The organism is Blautia sp. AF17-9LB (genome assembly GCF_003479185.1).
GTDB lineage: Bacteria > Bacillota > Clostridia > Lachnospirales > Lachnospiraceae > Fusicatenibacter > Fusicatenibacter saccharivorans.
The window spans coordinates 25541-48914 of the sequence record NZ_QUGU01000024.1 but is presented as its reverse complement, the minus strand read 5'-3'; the positions used below and the strand labels follow the sequence as shown (position 1 = coordinate 48914).

Annotated in this window: 21 protein-coding genes; 11 read left to right on the top strand and 10 right to left on the bottom strand. The window is 47.8% G+C overall.

Going from position 1 to position 23374, the window contains the following annotated elements; genetic code table 11:
- The first annotated feature begins 164 nt into the window (after window positions 1–164).
- The 10 genes from DWX00_RS19770 (at window position 165) to udk (ending at window position 10476) form a co-directional block, all read left to right on the top strand.
- Window positions 165–428, top strand: a complete 264-nt coding sequence (locus DWX00_RS19770) for a hypothetical protein (RefSeq protein WP_118595968.1) — start codon at window positions 165–167, stop codon at window positions 426–428.
- 431 nt (window positions 429–859) lie between these two features.
- On the top strand, window positions 860–1513 hold the full coding sequence (locus tag DWX00_RS18415; RefSeq protein WP_118595967.1) for a YczE/YyaS/YitT family protein: 654 nt from the start codon (window positions 860–862) through the stop codon (window positions 1511–1513).
- A 174-nt stretch (window positions 1514–1687) separates the two neighbouring features.
- Window positions 1688–2533 (top strand): purine-nucleoside phosphorylase, encoded by an 846-nt coding sequence (locus tag DWX00_RS18410; protein ID WP_022461581.1) that lies wholly within the window; start codon window positions 1688–1690, stop codon window positions 2531–2533.
- A gap of 30 nt (window positions 2534–2563) precedes the next feature.
- Complete coding sequence (locus DWX00_RS18405) at window positions 2564–3874, top strand: amidohydrolase family protein (RefSeq protein WP_118595966.1); 1311 nt, start codon at window positions 2564–2566, stop codon at window positions 3872–3874.
- Between the two features lie 105 nt (window positions 3875–3979).
- Entirely contained in the window at window positions 3980–5152 is a 1173-nt protein-coding gene (locus tag DWX00_RS18400; protein ID WP_055225931.1) for a BMP family lipoprotein, read from the top strand.
- A gap of 168 nt (window positions 5153–5320) precedes the next feature.
- Entirely contained in the window at window positions 5321–6868 is a 1548-nt protein-coding gene (locus DWX00_RS18395) for an ABC transporter ATP-binding protein (protein WP_373141908.1), read from the top strand.
- An 18-nt stretch (window positions 6869–6886) separates the two neighbouring features.
- Window positions 6887–8008 (top strand): ABC transporter permease, encoded by a 1122-nt coding sequence (locus DWX00_RS18390; RefSeq protein WP_117762018.1) that lies wholly within the window; start codon window positions 6887–6889, stop codon window positions 8006–8008.
- Window positions 8008–8943, top strand: a complete 936-nt coding sequence (locus DWX00_RS18385; RefSeq protein ID WP_055225933.1) for an ABC transporter permease — start codon at window positions 8008–8010, stop codon at window positions 8941–8943. Before DWX00_RS18390 ends, DWX00_RS18385 begins: the two co-directional genes overlap by 1 nt.
- 248 nt (window positions 8944–9191) lie before the next feature.
- Complete coding sequence (gene deoC / locus DWX00_RS18380; protein WP_022461750.1) at window positions 9192–9833, top strand: deoxyribose-phosphate aldolase; 642 nt, start codon at window positions 9192–9194, stop codon at window positions 9831–9833.
- A gap of 13 nt (window positions 9834–9846) precedes the next feature.
- Window positions 9847–10476 (top strand): uridine kinase, encoded by a 630-nt coding sequence (gene udk, locus DWX00_RS18375; protein ID WP_118595965.1) that lies wholly within the window; start codon window positions 9847–9849, stop codon window positions 10474–10476.
- An 87-nt stretch (window positions 10477–10563) separates the two neighbouring features.
- On the opposite strand, the gene DWX00_RS18370 is transcribed toward udk, so the two are convergent.
- The 6 genes from DWX00_RS18370 to DWX00_RS20330 form a co-directional block, all read right to left on the bottom strand.
- Window positions 10564–11442 carry a DUF3881 family protein gene (locus DWX00_RS18370; protein ID WP_118595964.1) on the bottom strand — a complete coding sequence of 293 codons (879 nt, stop codon included), beginning with the start codon at window positions 11440–11442 and terminating at the stop codon, window positions 10564–10566.
- 39 nt (window positions 11443–11481) lie between these two features.
- Window positions 11482–12771, bottom strand: coding sequence for a serine--tRNA ligase (gene serS, locus DWX00_RS18365; protein WP_022461753.1), 1290 nt, complete (start codon window positions 12769–12771; stop codon window positions 11482–11484).
- Window positions 12772–12950: 179 nt separating this feature from the next.
- Window positions 12951–13466, bottom strand: coding sequence for a DUF4446 family protein (locus tag DWX00_RS18360; protein ID WP_022461754.1), 516 nt, complete (start codon window positions 13464–13466; stop codon window positions 12951–12953).
- An 11-nt stretch (window positions 13467–13477) separates the two neighbouring features.
- Window positions 13478–14410 (bottom strand): ParB/RepB/Spo0J family partition protein, encoded by a 933-nt coding sequence (locus tag DWX00_RS18355; protein ID WP_022461755.1) that lies wholly within the window; start codon window positions 14408–14410, stop codon window positions 13478–13480.
- On the bottom strand, window positions 14410–15180 hold the full coding sequence (locus tag DWX00_RS18350) for a ParA family protein (protein WP_022461756.1): 771 nt from the start codon (window positions 15178–15180) through the stop codon (window positions 14410–14412). Before DWX00_RS18350 ends, DWX00_RS18355 begins: the two co-directional genes overlap by 1 nt.
- Window positions 15181–16306: 1126 nt before the next feature.
- Window positions 16307–16432 (bottom strand): hypothetical protein, encoded by a 126-nt coding sequence (locus DWX00_RS20330; RefSeq protein ID WP_279220436.1) that lies wholly within the window; start codon window positions 16430–16432, stop codon window positions 16307–16309.
- Window positions 16433–17187: 755 nt separating this feature from the next.
- Here DWX00_RS20330 and DWX00_RS18345 point away from each other — a divergent pair.
- Window positions 17188–18150, top strand: coding sequence for an alpha/beta fold hydrolase (locus tag DWX00_RS18345; RefSeq protein WP_118595963.1), 963 nt, complete (start codon window positions 17188–17190; stop codon window positions 18148–18150).
- Window positions 18151–18269: 119 nt separating this feature from the next.
- Here the strand turns inward: DWX00_RS18345 and DWX00_RS18340 are convergent, their stop codons facing one another.
- From DWX00_RS18340 to DWX00_RS18325, 4 genes are read right to left on the bottom strand one after another with little or no spacing between them, the layout of a single operon-like run.
- Window positions 18270–19844, bottom strand: a complete 1575-nt coding sequence (locus tag DWX00_RS18340; protein ID WP_118595962.1) for a DUF4340 domain-containing protein — start codon at window positions 19842–19844, stop codon at window positions 18270–18272.
- Window positions 19844–21361 carry a GldG family protein gene (locus tag DWX00_RS18335; protein ID WP_022462024.1) on the bottom strand — a complete coding sequence of 506 codons (1518 nt, stop codon included), beginning with the start codon at window positions 21359–21361 and terminating at the stop codon, window positions 19844–19846. The genes DWX00_RS18340 and DWX00_RS18335 overlap by 1 nt, the downstream gene beginning before the upstream one ends.
- 12 nt (window positions 21362–21373) lie before the next feature.
- The gene (locus tag DWX00_RS18330) at window positions 21374–22237 is read right to left on the bottom strand and encodes an ABC transporter permease subunit (protein WP_022462025.1); all 864 of its coding nucleotides are present in this window, start codon (window positions 22235–22237) and stop codon (window positions 21374–21376) included.
- Window positions 22234–23343: an ABC transporter ATP-binding protein gene (locus DWX00_RS18325; RefSeq protein ID WP_022462026.1), complete on the bottom strand. Its 1110-nt coding sequence runs from the start codon at window positions 23341–23343 to the stop codon at window positions 22234–22236. Before DWX00_RS18325 ends, DWX00_RS18330 begins: the two co-directional genes overlap by 4 nt.
- Between the last annotated feature and the right edge of the window lie 31 nt (window positions 23344–23374).

Here is a 23374-nt window from a genome sequence, read left to right as displayed (position 1 = left end):
TTTTAAGTTTGTGGGATAAGTTTGTGCAAAATTCGATATTTGCTCATTTATAGCTTTTTGGTCTTTTTATCATAATTAATTCCAACCAGTAGAATATCTCCAATATACGGTTCCAATGATGCAATGTACTTTTTCTCTTTGATCTGATCCGTCTCCACCCACAGATGGGCTATGAGCTCCTCAGCAAATGGGATTCCACAAGACCATACGCCGAGGCGGCGCTCTACCACCATCTCTGGTACGACGAAAAAGGCGGCTATCCGCGCGAGTATACCCATAAAGGCAACGACAACGCCATTCTCTACCAGATCCTCACCTGCGCCGATTGTCTCGGTGCGGCAACCGATTCCGTCGGGCGGCTGATCACCGTGGAACGCGAACAGTTATACCGCGAAGTCTTCGGTAAAAACGTGGAGCTGGTTCTATAACTTTGGTTTCTGTTTATGGCGTTAATTCGTATATCCGTATATTGTAGTTCTTTTCAAGGTTCTGTCCGTCTCGCGTGGACACATTGTAGAATGCACAAATTTCATTCAGCTCACATGTTCATTTAGTTAATTTATTAATGAACATATTTTTTCAATTTTATGTTTTATGTTAATTTGTGTCCCTTTATCGTTCATCATTTTGTGAACATTAAGTTGACATCATTAAAAGAAAATAGTTTACATTTTGGGAAAAATATACTAAAATAACAGAAACGGTCAAATCTCCGCCGAAAAAAACGGCGGAGATTTTTCTGGAAAGAAGGGCGAAAAACGTGTTGGAAAGACGATCGAAAAATTTCGAAGGAAATGCGTAGAAAATCCGCCCGAAAAGGTGAAAAACCAAGCATAAATCACAGGGAGGAACTCATACTATGAAAGAAATCATCCAGGGCTTCTACCAGAAGAAACATTTCTGGACCCGCCTGATTCTGGTCATCGCTGCCGTCATCCTGATGGGCTTTGCGCTCTCATGGCTGCTTCTCGTCGATCTCGGCACCGATCCGTGTACCTTGTTAAACCAGACCATCTCCACCCGCCTCGGCATCAGCATCGGAAACTGGCAGGCGCTCTTCAATACCGTCCTGCTCATCTTCGTTATCATTTTCGGCGGCAGAAACTTAGGCTTCGGAACCCTCGCAAACATGTTTCTCGTGGGATATTCCATCGACTTTTTCTCCTGGATCTGGGCGAAAGTCCTTCCGGCAGACCTCTTCACCTCGATGGGTGTGCGAATCGCCGTGCTGATCCCGGCGCTGGTCCTGTTTATCCTTGCCGCATCCTTCTATATGGATGTTGATATGGGAACTGCACCGTACGACGCAGTATCCTTCATTATCTCCACCCACCTGCCGAACGTTTCGTTCCGTGTGATCCGCATCGTCTACGACTTCGTTGTCACCGCGATCGCCGTTCTGCTCGGCGGAAAACTCGGCATTGTCACCGTGCTGATGGTTATTACCCTCGGTCCGGTCATTGAATGGCTGGGAAATATCATGAAACAGCATCTGAATATTTTTGATGACTGAAATCATTGCTTTTCCGCGCTTTCTATACTACAATAGAACTACCAGATGATCTTTTTTCTAAAAGAAAAGCCTGCCTCCGGGACTCACATCTCTGTGGCAGGCTTTTCTTCCCTAAAAATAGCCGAAAAAAGACTCAAAAAGCAGAAAATCATTTATATTAAGGAGGTTTTTCCTATGAGCAACACCCCAAACCCTGTTTACGAAAAACTGATGAAATGCTACGAGAGCTTCCGCTCCCAGATCGATTTCCAGCCGGAAGTCGCACTGATTCTCGGTTCCGGCCTCGGTGATTTTGCGAATGATATCCGCGTTACCGCAACCCTCGATTACCACGATATCGAAGGCTTCCCGGTTTCCACTGTTCCGGGCCACGCGGGCCGTTTTATCTTCGGCTACGTCGGCGATGTGCCGGTTGTCTGCATGCAGGGCCGCGTTCATTATTATGAAGGCTATCCGATGACCGACGTCGTTCTCCCGACCCGCCTCATGAAGCTGATGGGCGCAAAAGCACTGTTCTTAACCAACGCCGCCGGCGGCATCAAACAGGGCACAAAGCCAGGCTCTCTGATGCTGTTAAACGGCCAGATCGCCTGCTTCGTTCCATCTCCGCTTATCGGACCGAACATCGACGAGCTCGGCACCCGTTTCCCGGATATGAGCCAGATCTACGACCTTGAATTCCAGAAAATCGCACGGAAAGCCGCAGCCAGCCTTGATATCGACCTGATGGAAGGCGTTTATCTGCAGCTCACCGGCCCGCAGTACGAGTCCCCGCAGGAAATCGCCATGTGCCGCACCCTCGGCGCAGACGCGGTCGGCATGAGCACCGCCTGCGAAGCCATCGCTGCACGCCATATGGGCATGCGCGTCATCGGTATTTCCTGCATTACCAATCTTGCCGCCGGCATCTCCCCGCAGCCTCTGTGCCATGCGGAAGTTCAGGAGGCAGCTGACATGGTTGCACCGCAGTTCAAAAAACTCGTTGCCGCAACGATTCAGGGCATCGCAAAGACACTGTAAACAGCACGTAAAATAAAGGAGAGATCTTTTTTGAATACACGTTTTTACAACGCCAAAATTCTCGTACTCGACGCTGAAAACCATTTTTCCATCGCCGAAGACGAACTTCATGTCACCGGCGACACCATCACCTATATCGGACCTGGTAGAAAAGCAGATCCAGATGCCGCAGAGACCACTGTCTTCGACCGCGAAATTGACGCCCGCGGCAATCTCCTGATCCCGGGCTTTAAAAACGCACACACGCACACCCCGATGACCTTCCTCCGCTCCTACGCGGACGATCTCCCGCTCCACGAATGGCTCGAGCGCCAGGTCTTCCCGAACGAGGCAAAGCTCGCCGGGGACGACGTTTACTGGCTCAATATCCTCGGCATCATGGAATATCTGACGAGCGGCATCACCTCCAATTTCGACATGTACATCCAGCAGAAAAACAGCATCGCTGCCACGGTCGACACCGGATTCCGCACCGTTCTTACCAGCGGTCTCAACAACTTCGTCGACAGCCCGGAAATTCTCGAAGAGATGTATAACTATGTCAACGAACTCTCCGACCGCACCTCGTATCTGCTCGGTTTCCACGCCGAATATACGACCGGCGGCCCGCTTCTTGAAGCCGTTGCCAAACTCGCCGAAAAATACCATTCCCCTGTCTGGACACACAACGCCGAAACAAAAAGCGAAGTCGAGGGCTGTAAAGAGCGCTGGGGACTCACCCCGACACAGCTGATGGAACGCTTAGGCATGTTCCAGTACGGAGGCGGCGGCTACCACTGCATCTGGATGGAGGACCGCGATTTTGAGATCTTCCGTGACCGGAAACTGACGGCCGTTACCAATCCCTCCTCAAACCTGAAGCTCGCCTCCGGCATCTGCCCGCTGAAGCGTTTTTACGATAACGGCATCAACCTCGCCATCGGCACCGACGGACCGGCCAGCAACAACTGCCTCGACATGTTCCGCGAAATGTTCCTGACCACCGGTCTTTCCAAAGTCCGTGAGATGGACGCCGCAGGAATCCCGGCTGATGCGATACTCTACATGGCAACCGCAGGCGGCGCACACGCGATGCAGCTTACTGACTGCGACCGTCTCGCTGCCGGCAAAAAGGCCGATCTCGTCATGATTGACCTCCATCAGCCGAACATGCAGCCGGAGAATAATCTGATCAAAAACCTCGTTTACAGCGGCAGCAAACAGAACGTAAAGCTTACCATGGTAAACGGTCAAATCCTCTACGAAAACGGCGAATTCCATATCGGCTTTGACCCGGAAGAAATTTATGCAAGATCCAACGCCATTATCCGAAGAATTTCCGGCTCGCATGCAGATAATTAGTGGATTTCACGCAGTTTTTCCTTTGCTTGACATACTTTTTTCTTTTATATTATAATGTAGCCATACACGCAAAAACGCTGTACCTCTTGAAAGGAGAATACTATTATGAAAAAGAAGGTAGTTAGCTTACTGCTTGCAGCCGCCATGACAACTGCTGCACTCGCAGGATGCGGTTCCTCCAACGGCTCCTCTTCCTCCGACGCATCCACAGGCGCCGATTCCACCAGCGCAACTTCCGCTTCTGCTTCCACAGATGGAGAAAAAAAAGACGCCGCAGGTGAGAAAATTGCCATGATCACAGACTCCGGAGATATCACCGACGAATCCTTCAACCAGATCACCTGGGAAACGGTATGCGCCTACGGCGATGCAAACGGCGTAGAGTACGAGTACTACAAACCGGCAGAGGATACCGATGAAGAGCGTATCAACTCCATCGATCTTGCTGTTTCCGAGGGTGCTACCGTTGTTGTAATGCCAGGTTACCTGTTCGGACCTGCCATCGCTGAAGAGCAGGACACCTATCCGGATGTAACCTTCATCGCAGTCGATGTTACCGAAGGTGATATTGTAAAAAACGGCAAAGCTGTTGATCTCGGAAAGAACGTGTACATCTGCTCCTTCGAAGAAGAGCAGGCCGGCTACCTGGCTGGATACGCTGCAGTAAAAGACGGCTACACAAGTCTTGGTTTCCTCGGCGGTATCGCTGTTCCGGCCGTTATCCGTTTCGGTTACGGTTATGTACAGGGTATCAACGCTGCTGCTGAAGAAGACGGCGTAGATGTAAACGTAAAATATTACTATGGCGGCCAGTTCTACGGCGATGACTCCATCACCGCCCGTATGGAGGGCTGGTATGCAGACGGAACACAGGTTGTATTCGCCTGCGGCGGCGGTATCTGGACATCTGCTCTGGATGCAGCTGAGACACACGACGGAAAAGTTATTGGTGTAGACGTTGACCAGCGTTCCAAAATCGGCGAGCGCTGCCTGACTTCCGCTATGAAAGGTCTTCCAAGCGCCATCAACAACGCTCTGGATTCCTACTTCAGCGGAAACTTCTCTGAACTTGGCGGAACTGCTCAGCAGCTTGGACTGAAAGACGGAGATTACATCGGCCTTCCTACCGATTCCGAATCCTGGGGATTCACAACCTTCACACAGGATCAGTATGAAACTGTACTGGCTGGTATCCGCGATGGTTCCATCGAAATCTCCAGCGATACAGAAAATCAGCCGGAAGTAGGTTCTCACGTAACCGTTGATTACATCAGCTAATGTGCATACTGTTTCTGTAACAATATGCCTTTTGGGGAAGAGAATATTATTTCTCTTCCCCTTTTTTTCTGCCACGCAAAATGCTATACTAGACATAATGAAAGCCCGCAGTTCTGCCTTATTTTCCATAGCTTCGGCAGTCCTGCAAAACCACGCTTGAAAGGGAATATGTATATGGAAAATGAGTACATTATTGAGATGTTGAACATCACCAAAGAATTCCCGGGTATCAAGGCGAACGACAACATTACATTACAGCTCAAAAAAGGAGAAATCCATGCTCTGCTTGGAGAAAACGGTGCAGGAAAATCGACCCTGATGAGTATTCTTTTTGGTCTGTATCAGCCTACCTCCGGAATCATCAAGAAGAATGGGCAGGAAGTCCATATCAACACGCCGAACGACGCCAATGATCTCAACATCGGTATGGTTCACCAGCACTTTAAGCTGGTCGAATGTTTCTCGGTTCTCGACAACATCATCCTCGGCGTAGAGCCGACCAAAGGCCTTTTCCTCGAGAAAAAGAATGCCCGTGCAAAAGTCATGGAACTGAGCGAGAAATACGGTCTGATGGTCGATCCGGACGCTCTGATCTCGGATATCACCGTCGGTATGCAGCAGCGTACCGAAATTCTGAAAATGCTCTACCGTGACAACGAAGTCCTGATCTTCGACGAGCCGACCGCGGTTCTGACGCCGCAGGAAATCGATGAGCTGATGAAGATCATGAAGAACCTCGCAAAAGAAGGAAAATCCATCCTCTTCATCACCCATAAACTCAACGAGATCATGGAAGTTGCCGACCGCTGTACGATTCTCCGCAAAGGAAAATACATCGGAACCGTCAACATCAGCGAAACTTCCAAAGAAGAGCTCTCCCGCATGATGGTCGGAAGAAACGTCAGCTTCTCCGTCAACAAAAAGCCATCAAAACCGGGCGACACCGTTCTGAAAGTAGAGCACATGACCGTACCGAGCAAGGTGCACGGAAACAACGCCGTCAAAGATGTTTCCTTTAATGTAAGAAAAGGCGAGATTGTCTGCATCGCAGGTATCGATGGAAACGGCCAGTCCGAGTTCGTTCAGGGCCTCACGGGACTGGAAAAAGTATCCGGCGGTAAAATTCTGTTCAACGGACAGGACATCACGAAAGCTTCCATCCGCGACCGCTCCAAGATGGGCATGAGCCACATCCCGGAGGACCGCCATAAACACGGCCTCGTGCTGGATTACTCCATCGAGCAGAACATGGTGCTGCAGCGTTACTGGCAGCCGGAATTTGAATCCTTCGGCTTTATCAAATCAAAAGCCGTGCGCGAATATGCCGAGCGCCTGATCGAGCAGTACGATGTCCGCAGCGGCCAGGGTCCTGTGACCATCACCCGCAGCATGTCCGGCGGAAACCAGCAGAAAGCGATCATCGCGCGTGAGATCGACAAAGATCCTGATCTTCTCGTTGCGGTACAGCCTACCCGTGGTCTTGATGTCGGAGCCATCGAATACATTCACAGCCAGCTCGTTGCACAGCGCGACAAGGGAAAAGCCGTTCTTCTGGTTTCTCTGGAACTGGATGAGGTTATGGATGTTTCCGACCGTATTCTTGTTATGTACGAAGGAGAGCTGGTCGGCCAGCTGGATCCGAAAACCGTTTCTGTCGAAGAACTCGGTCTCTACATGGCAGGTGCAAAACGGGATCCGGTTCCCGAAGAAGTATAAAAGAGAGGTAAGAAAAGCATGAACGAAAAAACGAAAAACGCTCTTCTGTCCATTGTCGCTTCTCTTGTATGTATTGTGATCGGTCTTCTTGTGGGATTTATCATTTTATACTGCATCAACGCGGAGAACGCAGTGGATGGATTTACACGAATCATCAAAGGCGGCTTTTACTTAAAGCCGAAGGGAATCGGAAGTGAAATCGCTCAGTCCGCTCCCCTGATTATGACCGGACTTTCGGTTGCATTTGCTTTTAAAACAGGTCTGTTCAACATCGGTGCTGCCGGACAGTACACCGTCGGTGTCTTCGGCGCCCTGTATTTTGCCATCATCCTCCACATGCCATGGTATGTATGCCTTCTGGCTGCTATGGTCTGCGGAGCCATCTGGGGAGCAGTTCCTGGTATCTTCAAAGCATACTTCAACGTAAATGAAGTTATTACTTCCATCATGTTCAACTGGATTGGTCTTTATCTTGTCAATGAGCTGATGTACAACACCATCCCGGACATGTATGATCAGAAGACCACACGTACTTACAAATTAAGCTCCGCTTCTCCGAAATCCCTGATTCCGGACTGCGGCATGAACTCCATTTTCCGTACCAGTTCCACAACGATTGCGATTTTCATTGCGATTGCCATTGCGGTCATCATCTACATCGTTCTGAACAAAACAACCTTCGGCTATGAGCTGAAAGCCTGCGGATTCAATAAGGATGCTGCCAAATACGCCGGCATCAACGAGAAGAGAAACGTTGTTCTCTCCATGACCATCGCAGGTGCGCTTGCCGGAATCGGTGCAGGCCTCTACTTCCTCTCCGGTGCATCCGAGTGGAACCCGCAGGTATCGACAGCACTCCCGGCCATCGGATTTAATGGTATCCCGGTTGCGCTTCTTGCACTTAGCAACCCGATCGGCGTTATCTTCGCTGCTCTCTTCGTTGCTCATATTTCGGTCGGCGGTGCTTACCTGCCTACGAAATATTATCAGCCGGAGATCGCGGACCTGATCGTTGCCGTTATCATTTACCTTTGCGCATTCGTTACCCTGTTCAAGGGCATCGTTGCAAACCTGTTCAAGAGCAAAAAAGAGCAGAAAGCAAATGCCAATGCAGACAACGGAAAGGAGGAGAAGAAATAATGTTCCTTTTAATTAAATTTACCTTACTGTACGCCGTTGTTCTGATGCTCGTTGCGATGGGCGGTATGTTCTCCGAGCGAAGCGGTGTCATCAACATCGCGCTGGAAGGAATCATGGCGATCGGCGGCCTTGCCGGTGTCTTCGTCCTGGTTCTGTTCCCGGACCTCCCGGCTCCTGCACTTGTGGCACTTTCCATTCTGGCGAGCGCCGTATCCGGTATGATCTACTCTCTGCTGCTTGGCTTCTCCGCCATCACACTGAAAGCAGACCAGACGATCGGCGGAACCGCGCTGAACATGCTGGCTACTGCCATTGCCATCGTCCTGGTAAAAGCATTCAACAACGGCTCGGATGCCGGAAACGGTGCAGCTTCCGCAAAGCTGAACTACACCAACGCCGCTTTCATTTACAAGATCGGACCATTTACCGTGAACATCTTCCTGTTCATCGGCATCATCCTTCTGATCTGCAGCTACGTGTTCCTCTTCAAAACGAAATGGGGACTGCGCCTGCGTGCCTGCGGTGAGCATCCACAGGCAGCCGACTCTGTTGGTATCAACGTATACCAGTGGAGATACACCGGTGTTATCATCTCCGGTGCACTCGGCGGTATCGGCGGATTTGCCTACATCGTTCCGTCCGTTACCACCTGGAACTTCGAAGTCGGCGTAGCCGGTGCCGGATTCCTTGCCCTCGCTGTTATGATCTTCGGTCAGTGGAAACCGTTCCACATTGCCGGAGCAGCCGTATTCTTTGCGGTATTCCGTTCCCTGGCAAACATTGCGGACTCCACCGTCCTCTCCCATCTGGGACTGTCCAAGAACATTTACAACATGATGCCGTTTATCGCATCCATGATTATTCTCGCCTTCACATCCAAGAATTCCCAGGCTCCGAAAGCCGAAGGTATTCCGTACGATAAGGGCGCAAGATAATATGTAACTATTCAGAGCCATGTGAAATGGAAGAAAAAATTGCGAATCATGCTTGCATGAATGAGCGGTTTTTTCTGGAATTTCATATGGCGAGCAGCCACATCGAGATGTAGCGCAGCGGAATCGAGATGTGGCTCTGAATAGTTACAATTTTTAAAGGCAGAGCCGTTAAATCCGAACTGTGTTTTTTCGGCTCTGCCTTTTCTCTATCATTCTGATTTATTTTTCATCAAAGAAAGGAAAAAATTATGCTGAACACCAAATTATTTGACCACACTATTTTAAAAGCAGACGCAACCGAAGCACAGGTTGCAAAGATCTGCGACGAGGCACTTGCACATGATTTTGCTTCTGTCTGCGTCAACCAGTACTACACCAAATTCGTTGCTGAAAAGCTCAAAGGATCTGACGTCAAAGTCTGCACCGTTGTCGGCTTCCCTCTGGGCATGTCCGATACCCGTGTAAAAGCGTTTGAGACCCGTGCGGCCATCGAAGACGGTGCACAGGAGGTTGATATGGTCATCAACGTCGGAGCCCTCAAAGACGGCAAATACGACTTCGTACGCTCCGATATCCAGACCTTAAAAGAAGTATGCGGCAAGGACATCGTTCTGAAAGTCATCATCGAGACCTGCCTTTTAACCGATGAAGAGAAAGTAAAAGCGTGCGAGCTCGCAAAAGAAGCCGGCGCTGACTTCGTAAAAACCTCCACCGGATTTTCTACCGGCGGTGCAAAAGCGGCTGATGTTGCCCTGATGAGAAAGACCGTAGGCCCGGATATGGGCGTAAAAGCTTCCGGCGGAATCCACAACGCAGACGAGGCACAGGCTATGGTAGATGCCGGCGCAAGCCGTCTCGGAACAAGCGCAACACTGGCTATCATCGGATAAAAAGGAGTTTCTTATGGATACGATACTGATAGGAATTGCCGGAGGAACCGGCAGTGGAAAAACGACACTGGCAGATAAGCTGGTAGAAAGTTTTGGACGCGATGAAGTGAGCATTCTGCGCCATGACAACTATTACAAACGCCATGACGATATTCCTTTTGAGGAGCGTGCCAAATTAAATTACGATCATCCCGATGCCTTTGATACCGACCTGTTATGCCAGCACATTCTCGAACTGAAAGCCGGAAAATCCATCGAGATGCCGGTTTACGATTATGCCATGCATAACCGCTCGGATAAAACGATTCTGGTCCATCCTGCCCCGGTTATCGTGCTCAAGGGCATTCTCCTCTTCGTTGAGAAGGATCTCTGCGATCTGATGGACATCAAAGTCTTTGTCGATACCGATGCGGACGTGCGGATTCTCCGCCGGATCCTGCGCGATGTAAAAGAGCGCGGCCGTTCTCTGGACAGCGTTGTAACGCAGTACCTGACGACCGTAAAACCGATGCACGAGCAGTTCGTAGAGCCGAGCAAGCGCCGTGCCGACGTGATCATCCCGGAGGGCGGACAGAACACCGTTGCGCTTGAAATGCTGATCGAGCGGGTGCGTAAGCATCTGAATCTGGTGCAGAACCAGTAAACATCCGTTTATCGCTATAAAAATCTGCAAAAAAAGAACGAGGACTGAATTTTCTCTTTTTCCGTCCTCGCTCTTTTTATTTTTCCCTTACAGATGTTCCAGCATTCCCTGCAGCCAGATCTGGCCTTTGAAACGTCTTCCCACTTCCGGTACTCCAAATAAATCCTTTTCGTTGATACAGATGTCTATCGGCACATCGTTGCAGACGAGGCCGAGCTCATACACCCGCTCGCCCGTTACCGCGTTCTTCGTTGTATTCATCTCCGTAATTTCACCCATCACGCTGTACTGGTCACATTCGAGACCGCTCGGCATAAAAAAGCTATCTACAATAGAAAAGACATCTTCCTTCGTCAGACGCTGGGAAATCATGGCATATGTGTCAATATCATCCATGGTGAGACTTTCCATCGCATCCTCATCCCCGTTTCTGGCAGCCGAGATCAGTGAATTCTTCTGCTGCGTGCTGCGGCGCTCTTTCTCGACCTGTTCCGGGTCTTTCTGGATCGGAAGCAGAATTGTTCCTTCTGCTGCAAGACCGGAGACAGAAAGCGGGAGCGGAAGCGGCTGCAGCGCATTTTTCTGTTTCATCTCAAGATATTCCGCTACATGCGTCAGATAAAAGATCATCGTGATGCCAAGCCGCATATCGTCGCAGGCGCCTGCAAACGATTCCTTATCGACGTGGCGCTCCACCGATACCTCCTCGTAGGAGCTGATCTGCCCGCCCTCGAAATAGGGATAATAATATTCCATCTGGAAACGGTTGTTCTCATCAATTTCCCCACAGACCGTGATACCACAGTCATATGCATATTCTTTCGAAAATTCAGCAAAAAGGTGGTGTTCTTCTGTTTCCACAATCTTTTTACGGTCGTAGTTTTCTACTACATCACGAAGAATCTCCTGGAGTTCCTTCGTCGTCTTGATCTTTGAAAATCCAATGGTTTTCAGGTAAGCGTGCATAAGAACACCTCCTCTCATTCCTTTGTATTTCTTATGCGATTAGTGTTTCGGAACCAGTTTCTCTTTTCCGCCCATGTACATACGAAGAACTTCCGGAATACTTACGGTTCCGTCTGCATTCAGGTTGTTCTCCAGGAATGCGATCAGCATACGCGGCGGAGCAACTACGGTGTTGTTCAGGGTATGTGCCAGGTATTTCTTTCCGTCCTCGCCGTTGACACGGATTTTCAGACGTCTTGCCTGTGCATCGCCAAGGTTGGAGCAGCTTCCTACCTCGAAGTATTTCTTCTGACGCGGAGACCATGCCTCAACATCGACAGATTTTACTTTCAGGTCAGCCAGGTCACCGGAGCAGCACTCCAGAGTACGAACCGGGATATCCATGGAACGGAACAGGTCTACGGTGTTCTTCCACAGTTTGTCATACCACATCATGCTGTCTTCCGGTTTGCAGACAACAACCATCTCCTGTTTCTCGAACTGGTGGATACGATAAACACCACGCTCCTCGATGCCGTGTGCTCCTTTTTCTTTACGGAAGCACGGAGAGTAGCTGGTCAGGGTCAGAGGCAGTTTCTCCTCCGGGATGATGCTGTCGATGAATTTACCGATCATGGAGTGCTCGCTGGTTCCGATCAGGTACAGATCCTCGCCCTCGATTTTGTACATCATGGACTCCATCTCAGCGAAGCTCATAACACCGTTTACGACGTTGCCGTGGATCATGAAAGGCGGTACGCAGTAGGTAAATCCTCGGTCGATCATGAAATCTCTTGCATAAGAAAGGATGGCAGAGTGGAGGCGTGCAATGTCGCCCATCAGATAATAGAATCCGTTTCCTGCAACTTCTCTTGCTGCGTCCAGATCGATTCCGTCGAAGGACTCCATAATGTCGGTGTGATACGGGATTTCAAAATCCGGTACAACCGGCTCGCCGAAGCGCTCTGCTTCTACGTTCTCGCTGTCATCTTTTCCGATCGGTACGGAAGGATCGATGATGTTCGGGATCACCATCATGATCTTCTTGATTTCTTCTTCTACTTCTTTTTCTCTTGCAGAAAGAGCCTCGATGCGGGAACCGTCAACAGCTACCTGTTTCTTTACTTCCTCAGCCTCTTCTCTCTTGCCCTGGCCCATCAGTGCGCCGATCTGTTTGGAGATTTTGTTTCTTTTTGCACGAAGTGCTTCTACTTCCTGTTTGATGTCACGGTTTTCTTTATCCAGCTCGATGACTTTATCAACCAGCTCCAGTTTCTGATCCTGGAATTTATTTCGGATATTCTGTTTTACAACTTCCGGGTTTTCTCTTAAAAACTTAATGTCTAACATAATTTCCTCCTAGTAGATCTTATCCCCTCATTTTGGCGGGATTCTTTTTGTTCTTTCCAGCCCGGAACCACTGCCGTTTTTCCAGCATTTATGCGGGTTTGGCGCGTTCCAGTACCATCATATAACAGTATATGCATTTTTTCAAGCGTTCTTTCATGCTGTTTTTCTGCGGTCCGCTTTTACATCAGATCGATCGAATTCATCGTAATTGCCTGGCGCAGCGCGTCGATTTCCTCGGCGCTCAGCATGATATAGGACTCGCCTTTTACGATCTCTTTCAGATATAAAAAACAGTTGTCACGGCTGTGGATTGCATTCAGGATAAAACCTGTGTTTTCTTTGTCGAGCATTGCCAGCGCAAAACTCATCTTTCCGCCCACATCGTCAAACGCATCATATTTTACGATTCCGTATTTGTTCAGCGTCATGCCCTGGATCTTTTTCAGATCCGCAAGATTTTTTTTCGTCAGCTCATTCTGCTTGTTCAGTTTGTCAATTTCCTTGAACCGCTGATGAAACAGCTTTTCGAGTGACTGGGCGTCTTTTCCCTTCATAAAGCTTCTGTACTTCTGGTTCAGTCTGCTCAGACGCAGCGACATGCTGACCGTCATAATCATCATCACGATAATCAGTACAATCAGAAGAAGTACAACAACGCCAAGGTCAATTCCTACCTTACTAAATAAATCGCTCATTATTCTACCTCTTACTGTATTGATTCAAACAGATCCATGATTCTCTCGAGCTCTTCCTGGGAATAATACTCGATCTCGATCTTTCCTTTGTGCTTTGCCCCGCGGTGAATGGAAACCTTCGTACCAATGATGCTCTTAATTTTCTCTTCCAGACCTTCGTAGATGGCTTCCTCTTCCAGATTGACTTTCTTTTCTTTCTTCACCTTCGGATTCAGGATCTCTTTGACCAGGCGCTCGGTCTCACGGACACTGAGCTTTTCATCGAAGATTTTCATTGCCGTATTGTACTGGAGCTCTTTATTCTCCAGCGCCAGCAGCGTACGCACATGACCGGTTGTCAGCATTTCATCGACAACCATCTGCTGTACCCTGTCGTCCAGTTTCAGGAGACGCATCGAGTTTGTAACCGCCGTTCTGCTCTTGGAAACGCGCTCTGCGATTTCATCCTGGCGGAGATGGAACTCTTCCATCAGGCGTTTGTATGCGTGTGCCTCCTCAATCGGGTTCAGGGATTCTCTCTGAATATTTTCAATCAGGGAAATCTCGACAACTTCCTGCTCGGTAAAATCTTTGATGATGACCGGTACTTCTTTGATTCCGGCAAGCTTTGCAGCCCTCCATCTCCGTTCCCCTGCGATGATCTCATAATAATCATCTTTTTTCTGCACCAAAATCGGCTGCAGAACTCCGAACTGTTTGATGGATTCCGAAAGTTCGATCAGGCCGTCCTCGTCAAAGGATTTTCGCGGCTGTTCGCGGTTCGGTTCAATTTCGGAGATTTTCAGTTTCATCTCGACTGGTTTTTCGACAACTTTTTCAACAACCTTCTCGACTACTTTGACCTCCGGTTTTGCCGGTTTCTCTTTTGCTTCTGCTTTGGCCGAATGTCCCGGTGAAATCAGGGAATCCAGGCCCTTGCCTAAGCCTCCTCTTCTCGCTGCCATTACTCTTCATCCCCCCTGTGAATCACTTCGTCTGCCAGGAGACGGTAGCTCTCTGCACCGGTGGACCGCTTGTCGTAATAGTTGATCGGCATACCGTAGCTCGGTGCCTCCGCAAGGCGGACATTTCTCGGAATAATGGTTTTGTAGATATTCTGATCCAGGCTGTCTTTTACGTTTTCTACTACCTGCAGAGAAAGATTCGTTCTCGCATCGTACATGGTAAAGACAACGCCTTCCATCTCCAGTTCCGGATTCAGACGCTCCTGCACCAGCTCAATCGTGTGCATAAGCTGGGATAAGCCCTCCAGTGCGTAATACTCACACTGAATCGGCACCAGAACGGTGTCCGCGGTGGTCATCGCGTTGATTGTCAGCATATTTAAGGATGGCGGACAGTCAATAATAATGAAGTCGTACTGATCGCGGACCTGATCAATTGCGTTTTTCAGGATGAATTCTTTGTCTTCCACCCCGATCAGCTCGATCTCCGCTCCGGCCAGATTGACATTGGAAGGGATAAGGGAAAGATTGTCAAAATTCAGAGGAATGATGCAGTCCTCCAGTTTTGACTCTCCAAGAAGCAGCTCATAGATGGTATTTTCCACTTCATTTTTCTCTACTCCCATTCCGCTGGTGGTATTTCCCTGCGGGTCCATATCAATGGTCAGAACTTTTTGTCCCATTTCTCCTAAACAGGAAGAAAGGTTAATTGCGGTGGTAGATTTACCTACGCCGCCTTTCTGGTTTGCAATTGCAATTGTTCTTCCCAAAATATGTATTGCCTCCTTTCATCTTTTTGTTTTCCATTTGCAGTTTTTCCTTTTTACAGGAAATGACCTGCCGGCACTTCTTTCAAAAAAATGATTCATGCGGCAGGTGTTTTGGCATATATATAGGAAAAATCTCCTTTTCTATGCCAGTCTATCTGAGGAATTCTTCAGATTCTATCTCAAAATTGCCCCAATTTGGGACAAAGATATTTTATCATACTACGCCGGATTTTACTACTGGAAATGTTTCACGTGAAACATTTTCTGCATTTTTGCATGATTAGACGGTGTGAAGCATAAGAAAATTGGAGATTTTTGGCGATGTTTCACGTGAAACATTTTGAAAAGCACTGTTTTACAATGATTTTTCTCGGTTTTTACGCTGTTTAAAGGCTTTTTGGAATTTTTTCAGCGATGATTTTGCATTTTTTGATGGTTTCCAAGTAATTCTGCGATGTCAGAACATTTTTTTTCTGTTTCACACAGTTTTTATAAAATGTTTCACGTGAAACATTTTAATTTTTGACGTTTTTGAGGTACAAATATACTGGAAACGTTATTTTAATCGTGTGATGCTCTTTTTCAAGGAAATCTCAGGTGATTAGGAAGAAAAAATCAACTTATCAGGATATTATTGATACATAGATCAGGAATCAAAACTGTTTATGGTTGTTCGGTGATCGTAAATGTCTCTTTTGTATATAAAATGTATTTTTATTCACCAGGGCTCTGTTTTTTCATCGTTCTTCCTCGCTTTTTTCAAATTTTCAGCATTTTTCTCTTTATTTTCATCAGTAAGAGGCATAATCCGTGAGGCATCCTCTTTTTTATTTTTTCTCCAGTTTTTCTCTTTTTGGGCGGTTTTTCTTTGATTTTTTTCATTTTACAGGCCAAGCTGCACATTTTCTGTTTTTTATCGATTTATTTGATTTCACTATAATTTTTCTGTTTTTATGGTTTTAATATTTTTCTCTCGCTGCCACGTCTTTTATCCTCTTTTCCATCTTTCTGGCTTACCTTTCTCTTTTTTTGTAAACGATCTCACTTTTTCTCTTTTATCAACATTTTTTATTCCTTCTCTCCGTTTTTTATCCCTCATCGCCATTTCACACCATTTTCTCGCCTTTCACTGCCTCTCCCTCCCGTTTTTATTCTTTTCGCCCATGTCTATACTACATTTTCCCCTTTTCAGTAGTTTTTTGCCTTTTCTCAACTCATTTTTATCTTTTTTTGCTTTTTCCGCCTCTTCCATCGTTTTACACCCTCTTTTTGCCATTTTTTTTAGATCGTCCTTTATTTTTTCGTTCTACTTATGTCACTCTCCCCGTCTCATTTTTCACGTTTCACGTCTCTCAAAATGTTTCACGTGAAACATCGTTTTTACGATTTTCGGTCTTCGGCGATCAATGAGAAGCGATTTGCTTCCCGACTTTCCGAAAATCACTCTCATTTTTCACCTCTCTTATTTTTAAAACAATCGTATTTTCTATTCTTTTTTTGATTTTCCCGTCTTTTCTACATTTTTCCTGTATTTTTGCGTGTTTCACGCAGTTTTTCGTCTCTGCTTTCTCTCTTTTATTAAATTATTTAATTATATTTTTATATTTTCGTATGAATTGAACTTTTACATTCGTTTTTTCGGATTTTCCAAACCATTTACTAAACGCATTTTGAGGCCATTTTTTCAGGGATTTTTGCCAATCTGGAAGGATTTTATCCCATAGTGCCGTTTTCATGCTTTTATGTGTATTATTGCATCATTTTTTCTCTGTTTTTTACAGTTATGTAAACCATTTAAATATGCCATTCGCCAGTAGTTGACATAATGTAGTTTTCCTAGAATTGTCTACGCTTTTCGCCGAATTGCGCCTTATTTTCGTCTCTTTTTCTCATTTTTCCCTTAATTTTTGCATTGTATCTTTCCCTTTTTTCGCTTATAATAAGCTCAACACAACGTTTTGAACCGATTCCTCCCCTCCGGGAGACCCCTGAAAGGAGTTTTATCATATGAAACACAGCAAAAAACTGGTCACCTTGAGTGTCCTCACCACGATGTCCGGCGCAGCGATTTACTTTCTGAATAAAACGCTCGATACCGCCGCCGTACGGAAAAACCTGCTCGCATCGGCTGAAAAAGAGAGCTTTTCCTGGCAGTTCGGCGATATTTTTTACACAAAAAAAGGCACCGGAACCCCGATGCTCTTACTTCATGACTTACATTGTGCCTCCAGCGGCCGCGAATGGCAGTATATTGAGGATGCTCTTGCCCAGGATCACACCGTCTACACACTCGATCTCCTCGGCTGCGGCCGTTCCGACAAGCCGGCGATCACGTACACGAACTTTTTATACGTACAGCTCATCGTCACCTTCATCAAACAGGTCATCGGATGTCCAACCGACGTAATTGCATCCGGTTTATCCGGCTCTTTCGTTGTAACCGCCTGCAATACAGCCCCGAAATGCTTCGGCCGAATCATGATGATCAACCCGACCGACCTTGCCAAGCTCAACAAAATCCCGGATAAACGCAGCCGCTTCCTGAAACGCATGATCGAGCTCCCGCTCGTCGGAACGCTGCTGTACCACACGCTCACCGGCCGATCCAACATCGAGCTTTTATTCACCGAGAGCTACTACCACAACCCGTTCCACCGCTCGCCGGAGGACGTAGACGCATTCTATGAGTCAGCCCACCTCCAGAGCAGCGCCGGAAAGTACCTTTTTGCAAGCCTTGCGGGCAATTACGTGAACCTCAACATCGGCCACGCCTTAAAGCACATTGACAACAGCATCTTCCTCATCGGCGGCGAGGAAGAGCCGGGCATCGCAGAAACCTTTGCGCTGTACACAGCGCTCAACACCTCCATCGAAACCCAGATCCTGCCGAAAACAAAGCACATGCCACAGATGGAGGCCCCGCAGGCCCTCTTAGACCAGATCCAGATCTTCTTCGCACCGGTACAGTAATACCCCCTTCTGCTCCCGGCCGCGAGCGAAAAAATGAGACAAAAAAAGCGGAGGATTTACTGATATTTCCATGTCAGTAAATCCTCCGTTTTCAATTTTAACCAGCCTTTAATGACTCTTTACTCCGCCGTATCCGAAGAACTGTCATCCTCCGTCTTTGCCGCAAGCAGTGTCTCGTAATTTTCCAGCATGGTCTTCACGTTATTTTTATTCACGAGTGACGGAACTCCGTCCTCATCTACCGTGTAATAGAAGCTCGAATCATACGGGCTGTAAGCAAATGTCAGGTCGCCGTCTGTCATATGGAAGACTGCGGTAAACTCGGCATCCTTGGCCTGCACGAGGCTTTCATCCTTCGTCTGTGCCTTCAGGCCAATGAGTGAAGAATAGAAGGTGGTAAACGTTGATTTATCAATCGTTTCATCGCCGCAGGTGTAACTGATTTCCTGTGTTGTGGAATCGCTGTCGTCATCCTTTTTCTCCTCCACATGGCGTACATACGTCTTCGTCTCGCCGTTATACGTAATATCAAGGCTCGTCAGATCCGATACATTTTCCATGCCGATATACATGTTCCAGAAATCAGATGCCTTCTTTCCGGTGAAGCTTTCAACGTTCGAAGCCGTCATCAGATGAACTTCATTCGAGCCGTCCAGCTTCACGTAATAAGAACCGCCGTCCTCATTTGCATTGCCGACATACAATACCAGATCTTTCTCCACCGTAACGGTTGTCGTTTCGGAAGAAGAGCTCGTTGCAGTGCTGTCGCTTGATGCAGAATCTGTTGTGGAATCCGAAGAAGTATCTGCCGTTGTTGTATCGTCAGCCTCAACCTCCTGCTCTTCCGTGTAATGCACGCGAATCGTCGTCTTTGGCTGATCCAGTCCGTACTGGGAAAGATCCGATGCGTTGTACGTAACAAGATCTCCAAAGCTAAGAGATGCCACTGCACTTGTCATGGTGCCGATCGAATCCGCATCACCGCCATGTGCCGCTCCATCTGCGTCCACAACCTGCCATTCATCCGTCTGGAGTGCCGAATCAGCAGCGCTTACTTCTTTTGTCAGCGTATATCCGTTCTCACCCTCCACCTGCAGCTTTGTAATGTTTTCCGCCGTCACAGATGGCATGGATTCCGTTGTCGCCCACTCCATCATATCGGACGGGAACATCGTTCCAAGCGATGTGCTTACCAGATAAACCTTACTCGTATCATCGTTCAGATAAATATAGTATCTGCTCGAGCTGTTCTTATCTCCGACATGAATCGTCGTTTTCTCGTCTCCCGCAGTCACTACAACCTCCTGAGACGGCGTCTCGAGCCCAAAATCGGCCATAGAATCGATTTCATCGCCTTCAATGACTCTTTCTGCTGTCATGCTGCTAAGAGAGCTTAAAACGTTCGTTATCTTGCCCTCATCCAGTGGGAATCCATCCTCCTGATCGTATGTCCAGATATCGGTATCATCGTCTCCTGCTGTTTTCGTAAAGGACACCGTCTCTCCGTTGATCTGGAACGAAAGCGCTGTTACATCATCTTTTGAAAAATCAACCACTTTTTCGGCGTCTGCACCAGAATTCGAACTGCCGCTGTCCGCATCGGCGGTGCTGTTTTTCTTCGTCAGCACCACCAGTACGGCAAGAAGCAGTACCAAAAGGATCAGGCAGGCCGCCATCTTTCCTTTTTTCTTCATCACTGTTTTCTCCTCTTCATCCAGATCATCACGCCAATCACAACAAGTACCAGCGGAATTCCCGCAATGGTAATAATAGACCAGGTGTTAACTGCCCCCTGGGTAAATACCAGGTTTGTATAGCTTGTGCTCTTGCTTGGAATAACGACGGTCTGCTCCACATCACACATGGAGGTCAGTGCAGTCGCTGCAAGCTTCGAGTTCGCACCGCTGATTGCCTGGTCAATCTGGCTGCTCAGCATCGATGCACTCGAGAAATAAATAATCTGTGTCTCTTTATCATCTACGGTCTCTGTGATGGAAACGCCAAGGTCAAATGCGCCCGTCTCACTGTCCGCGCTCTTCGACCAGGTGCTGTTCTCTGGGTCATTTTCAATATAAGCGTCCTCGGTGGTCGTCAGAAGGCTCTTGATCGTAATGGTATCACGATAAGAATCGAGCTTCTGAATTGCCTGTGCAACCGGCATCAGAATGTAATTACTCTTTACTTCGGTTGTAATGTCATCACTCTGAATGTTCGGCAGCAGATAATACGGCATCTGCGGATAATAATGCTGGGAATCGGTCTCCACAACAATTCCGCTGGAGCGTTTCACGCCGTAATTTTCCAGAATGGAATCCAGATTCGGCATATCCGTTCCGGTATAGCTGGTGAACATCAGAAGCTTTCCGCCGTTTTCCAGGTAGGTAATGACTTTATTTGCCTCATCCTCGGAGAAATCGGTGGTCGGGGACATGATCACAAGCTCCTCGGCATCCTCCGGGATATCGTCTGTCATCAGGGCAAGATCACTGATTTCCACATTGTTTTTGTTAATGGCATCACTAAAGTTTGTAGAGAGATCACTCTCGGAAGCCTCGCCGTGGCCGGTTACCCAGTAAACCTTCGGGTTGTTTTCACTCGTCACATACGTGATGGCGCTGGTAATCTGACCCTCGCCGTCAAAGCCGGTTGTCTGTGTCTGATAGGTCTGATAGTTTGTGGAAGTCTCCCACATATCACTGTTGCTGACCACCTTGCTCTTATCGCCGCATACGACAATTACACTGTTTGCAGCTACCGTCTGATCGGTATACTGACTCGTAAATTTCGGATACAGATCCGGGTCTTTTGTCTCTACTTTGATATGGTCAGAAAGCTCATCGTAGTGCTCCAGCAGCTTCTCGATGGTGTCATCCTCACTGCCCTTCTGCACAATATAATACAGGGTAACGTCTTGATCGAGATCCTTTAATGCCGTTTTCGTCTCATCTGTAATGGAATACATTTTCTGCGTACTCAGGTCAATCTGTGTTTTGCTGGTCGGAATCTGCGCCACAATCAGGTTAATAACCACAATCACAGCCAGAACAATCACCGTCATAATCGAAGAATAAGAGCCCTGTTTCAGATGCTTTTTCTGCTCCTCGCCGGTAAACACTTCCTTCAGATGTTCTTTGGAGAACGTCTTTTTCAGCTTTTCTTTAATATTAAAATTCATTTTATGCTGTTTCTTTTCTTTCTTTTCGCTGCTCATCGTCTCCACCTCCTAATTCCAGCGTTTCTTCTGCAGGGACTGCATTGCAAGGAAAGTGCAGATTGCAATGACGGACAGGTAGTAAACAACACCGCCAATGTCCAGAATACCGTTCACAAAGTTATCCATATGGCCTGCCATGTTGAATACACCGAGCAGATCCTGGATTTTGCCCTCGAGAAGGGTGGATTTTGTAAAGTAAACTGCCGTCAGCGCGCCTTCGCCGATCACGGCAATCACACCTGTAATGATCGGGTTTTTAATCATACTGCCGATCCAGAGGCATACCAGTGCAATGATGATAAAGAAAGCAAAGAAAGAGCTTCCGGCTCCTTCCGGGAAGAAGTTTGCGATACCGCTCTCCACGTAGCACAGGAACAGGATCACAAAGCCGACAACGGCTGCGATGACCTGGCTCTCGGTGATGGAGGAAACGAACACACCGACCGAAATATAGGCTGCTCCCAGCAGGAAATAGCCAAGGATCGAAGTGTAGGATACAGCGTAGGAAACTGTTCCGTGGGTTCCAAGAAGCAGCGGATACAGGCACATAATCAGCACTGGAATCACATAAATGGTGAGAAGTGCCAGATATTTTCCAAGGATAATATCGGAAATTTTTACCGGTGCGGTAAGGAGCAGCTGATCCGTCTTATTTTTCTGCTCCTCCGACAGGACACGCATTGTCAGAACCGGTACTGCGATCAGCAGAATAAATGCGGAATTCTGCAGCGCGTATCCGATCTCCGGGTAACCCTGCTGCAGGTTGATGGCCGTAAAATACAGGCCGAACAGCGCCAGAGTAAACGCCATAAACAGATATCCGATCATGCTTGTCAGATAGCTTTTTAACTCTTTTTTATAAATCGCCGTCATTGTGCGTCTCCCTCCTCCTGTTTTGTTTCAGCGGCTGATTCCGCTGCATCTGTGCTTTTTTCTTCAGACGTTTCCCCGACAGCCGTTTTGTCTGCTTCTGGTTCACATTCTTTTTCACATTCTTTTTGTTTCAGCTGTTCTTTCTCTGCTTTTTTCAGCTTTCTTGCAGCCTTTCCGGAATCATCGGTCAGCTCCAGGAAGACGTCTTCCAGAGACATCGAGGAGGAAGTCAGCTCGAGGATCGGGCAGTTGGCCTTTGCCAGTGCATAGAACAGCTCCTCGCGGATATCCTTATCCTTTTCCGTGGTAATTTTTACCTTAATCTGCTCCTCATTCGGCGTATTTTCATATTGGATCTCTTTTGCATCGAGCGCATTAAGCGCCGGAACCAGCTGCTTTCTCGTTCCGTGAACGGTACATGTAACCGTGTTTGATCCAAGCATCAGTTTACTTAAGTTTTCCGGGGTATCACTCGCAACGAGCTGTCCCTTTGCGATAATCATGACGTAATCGCAGACGGCGCTGACCTCGGAAAGGATATGGGAACTTAAGATAACGGTATGTTTTTTGCCCAGTGATTTAATCAGATCGCGGATCTCAATGATCTGCTTCGGGTCCAGACCTACGGTCGGCTCGTCGAGAATGATGATCGGCGGATAACCGAGCACCGCCTGTGCCAGTCCGACTCTCTGACGGTATCCTTTCGACAGGTTCTTGATCAGACGGTTCTGCATATCGGTGATCTTCACCAGATTCATGACCTCAAGAATCTGTTTCTTTCTCTGATCCTTTGGAATTTTCTTTAATTCCGCCACGAATTTCAGATATTCCAGAACGGTCATGTCCGTGTAGACCGGCGGCAGCTCCGGCAGATAGCCGATGCATTTCTTTGCCTCCTCCGGCTCCTCCAGGATATTGTGGCCGTTGATCAGCACCTCGCCCTCCGTAGATGCCAGATAGCCGGTGATGATGTTCATGGTCGTTGATTTTCCGGCACCGTTTGGGCCAAGAAAACCATAGATCTGGCCTTCTTCTACGGTAAAACTCAGGTTGTTGACAGCTACGTGGTCGCCATAGCGTTTCACCAGATTTTTAACCTCTATCAATGTTCCTTCCTCCTTGTTTCTTAAAGCAGTT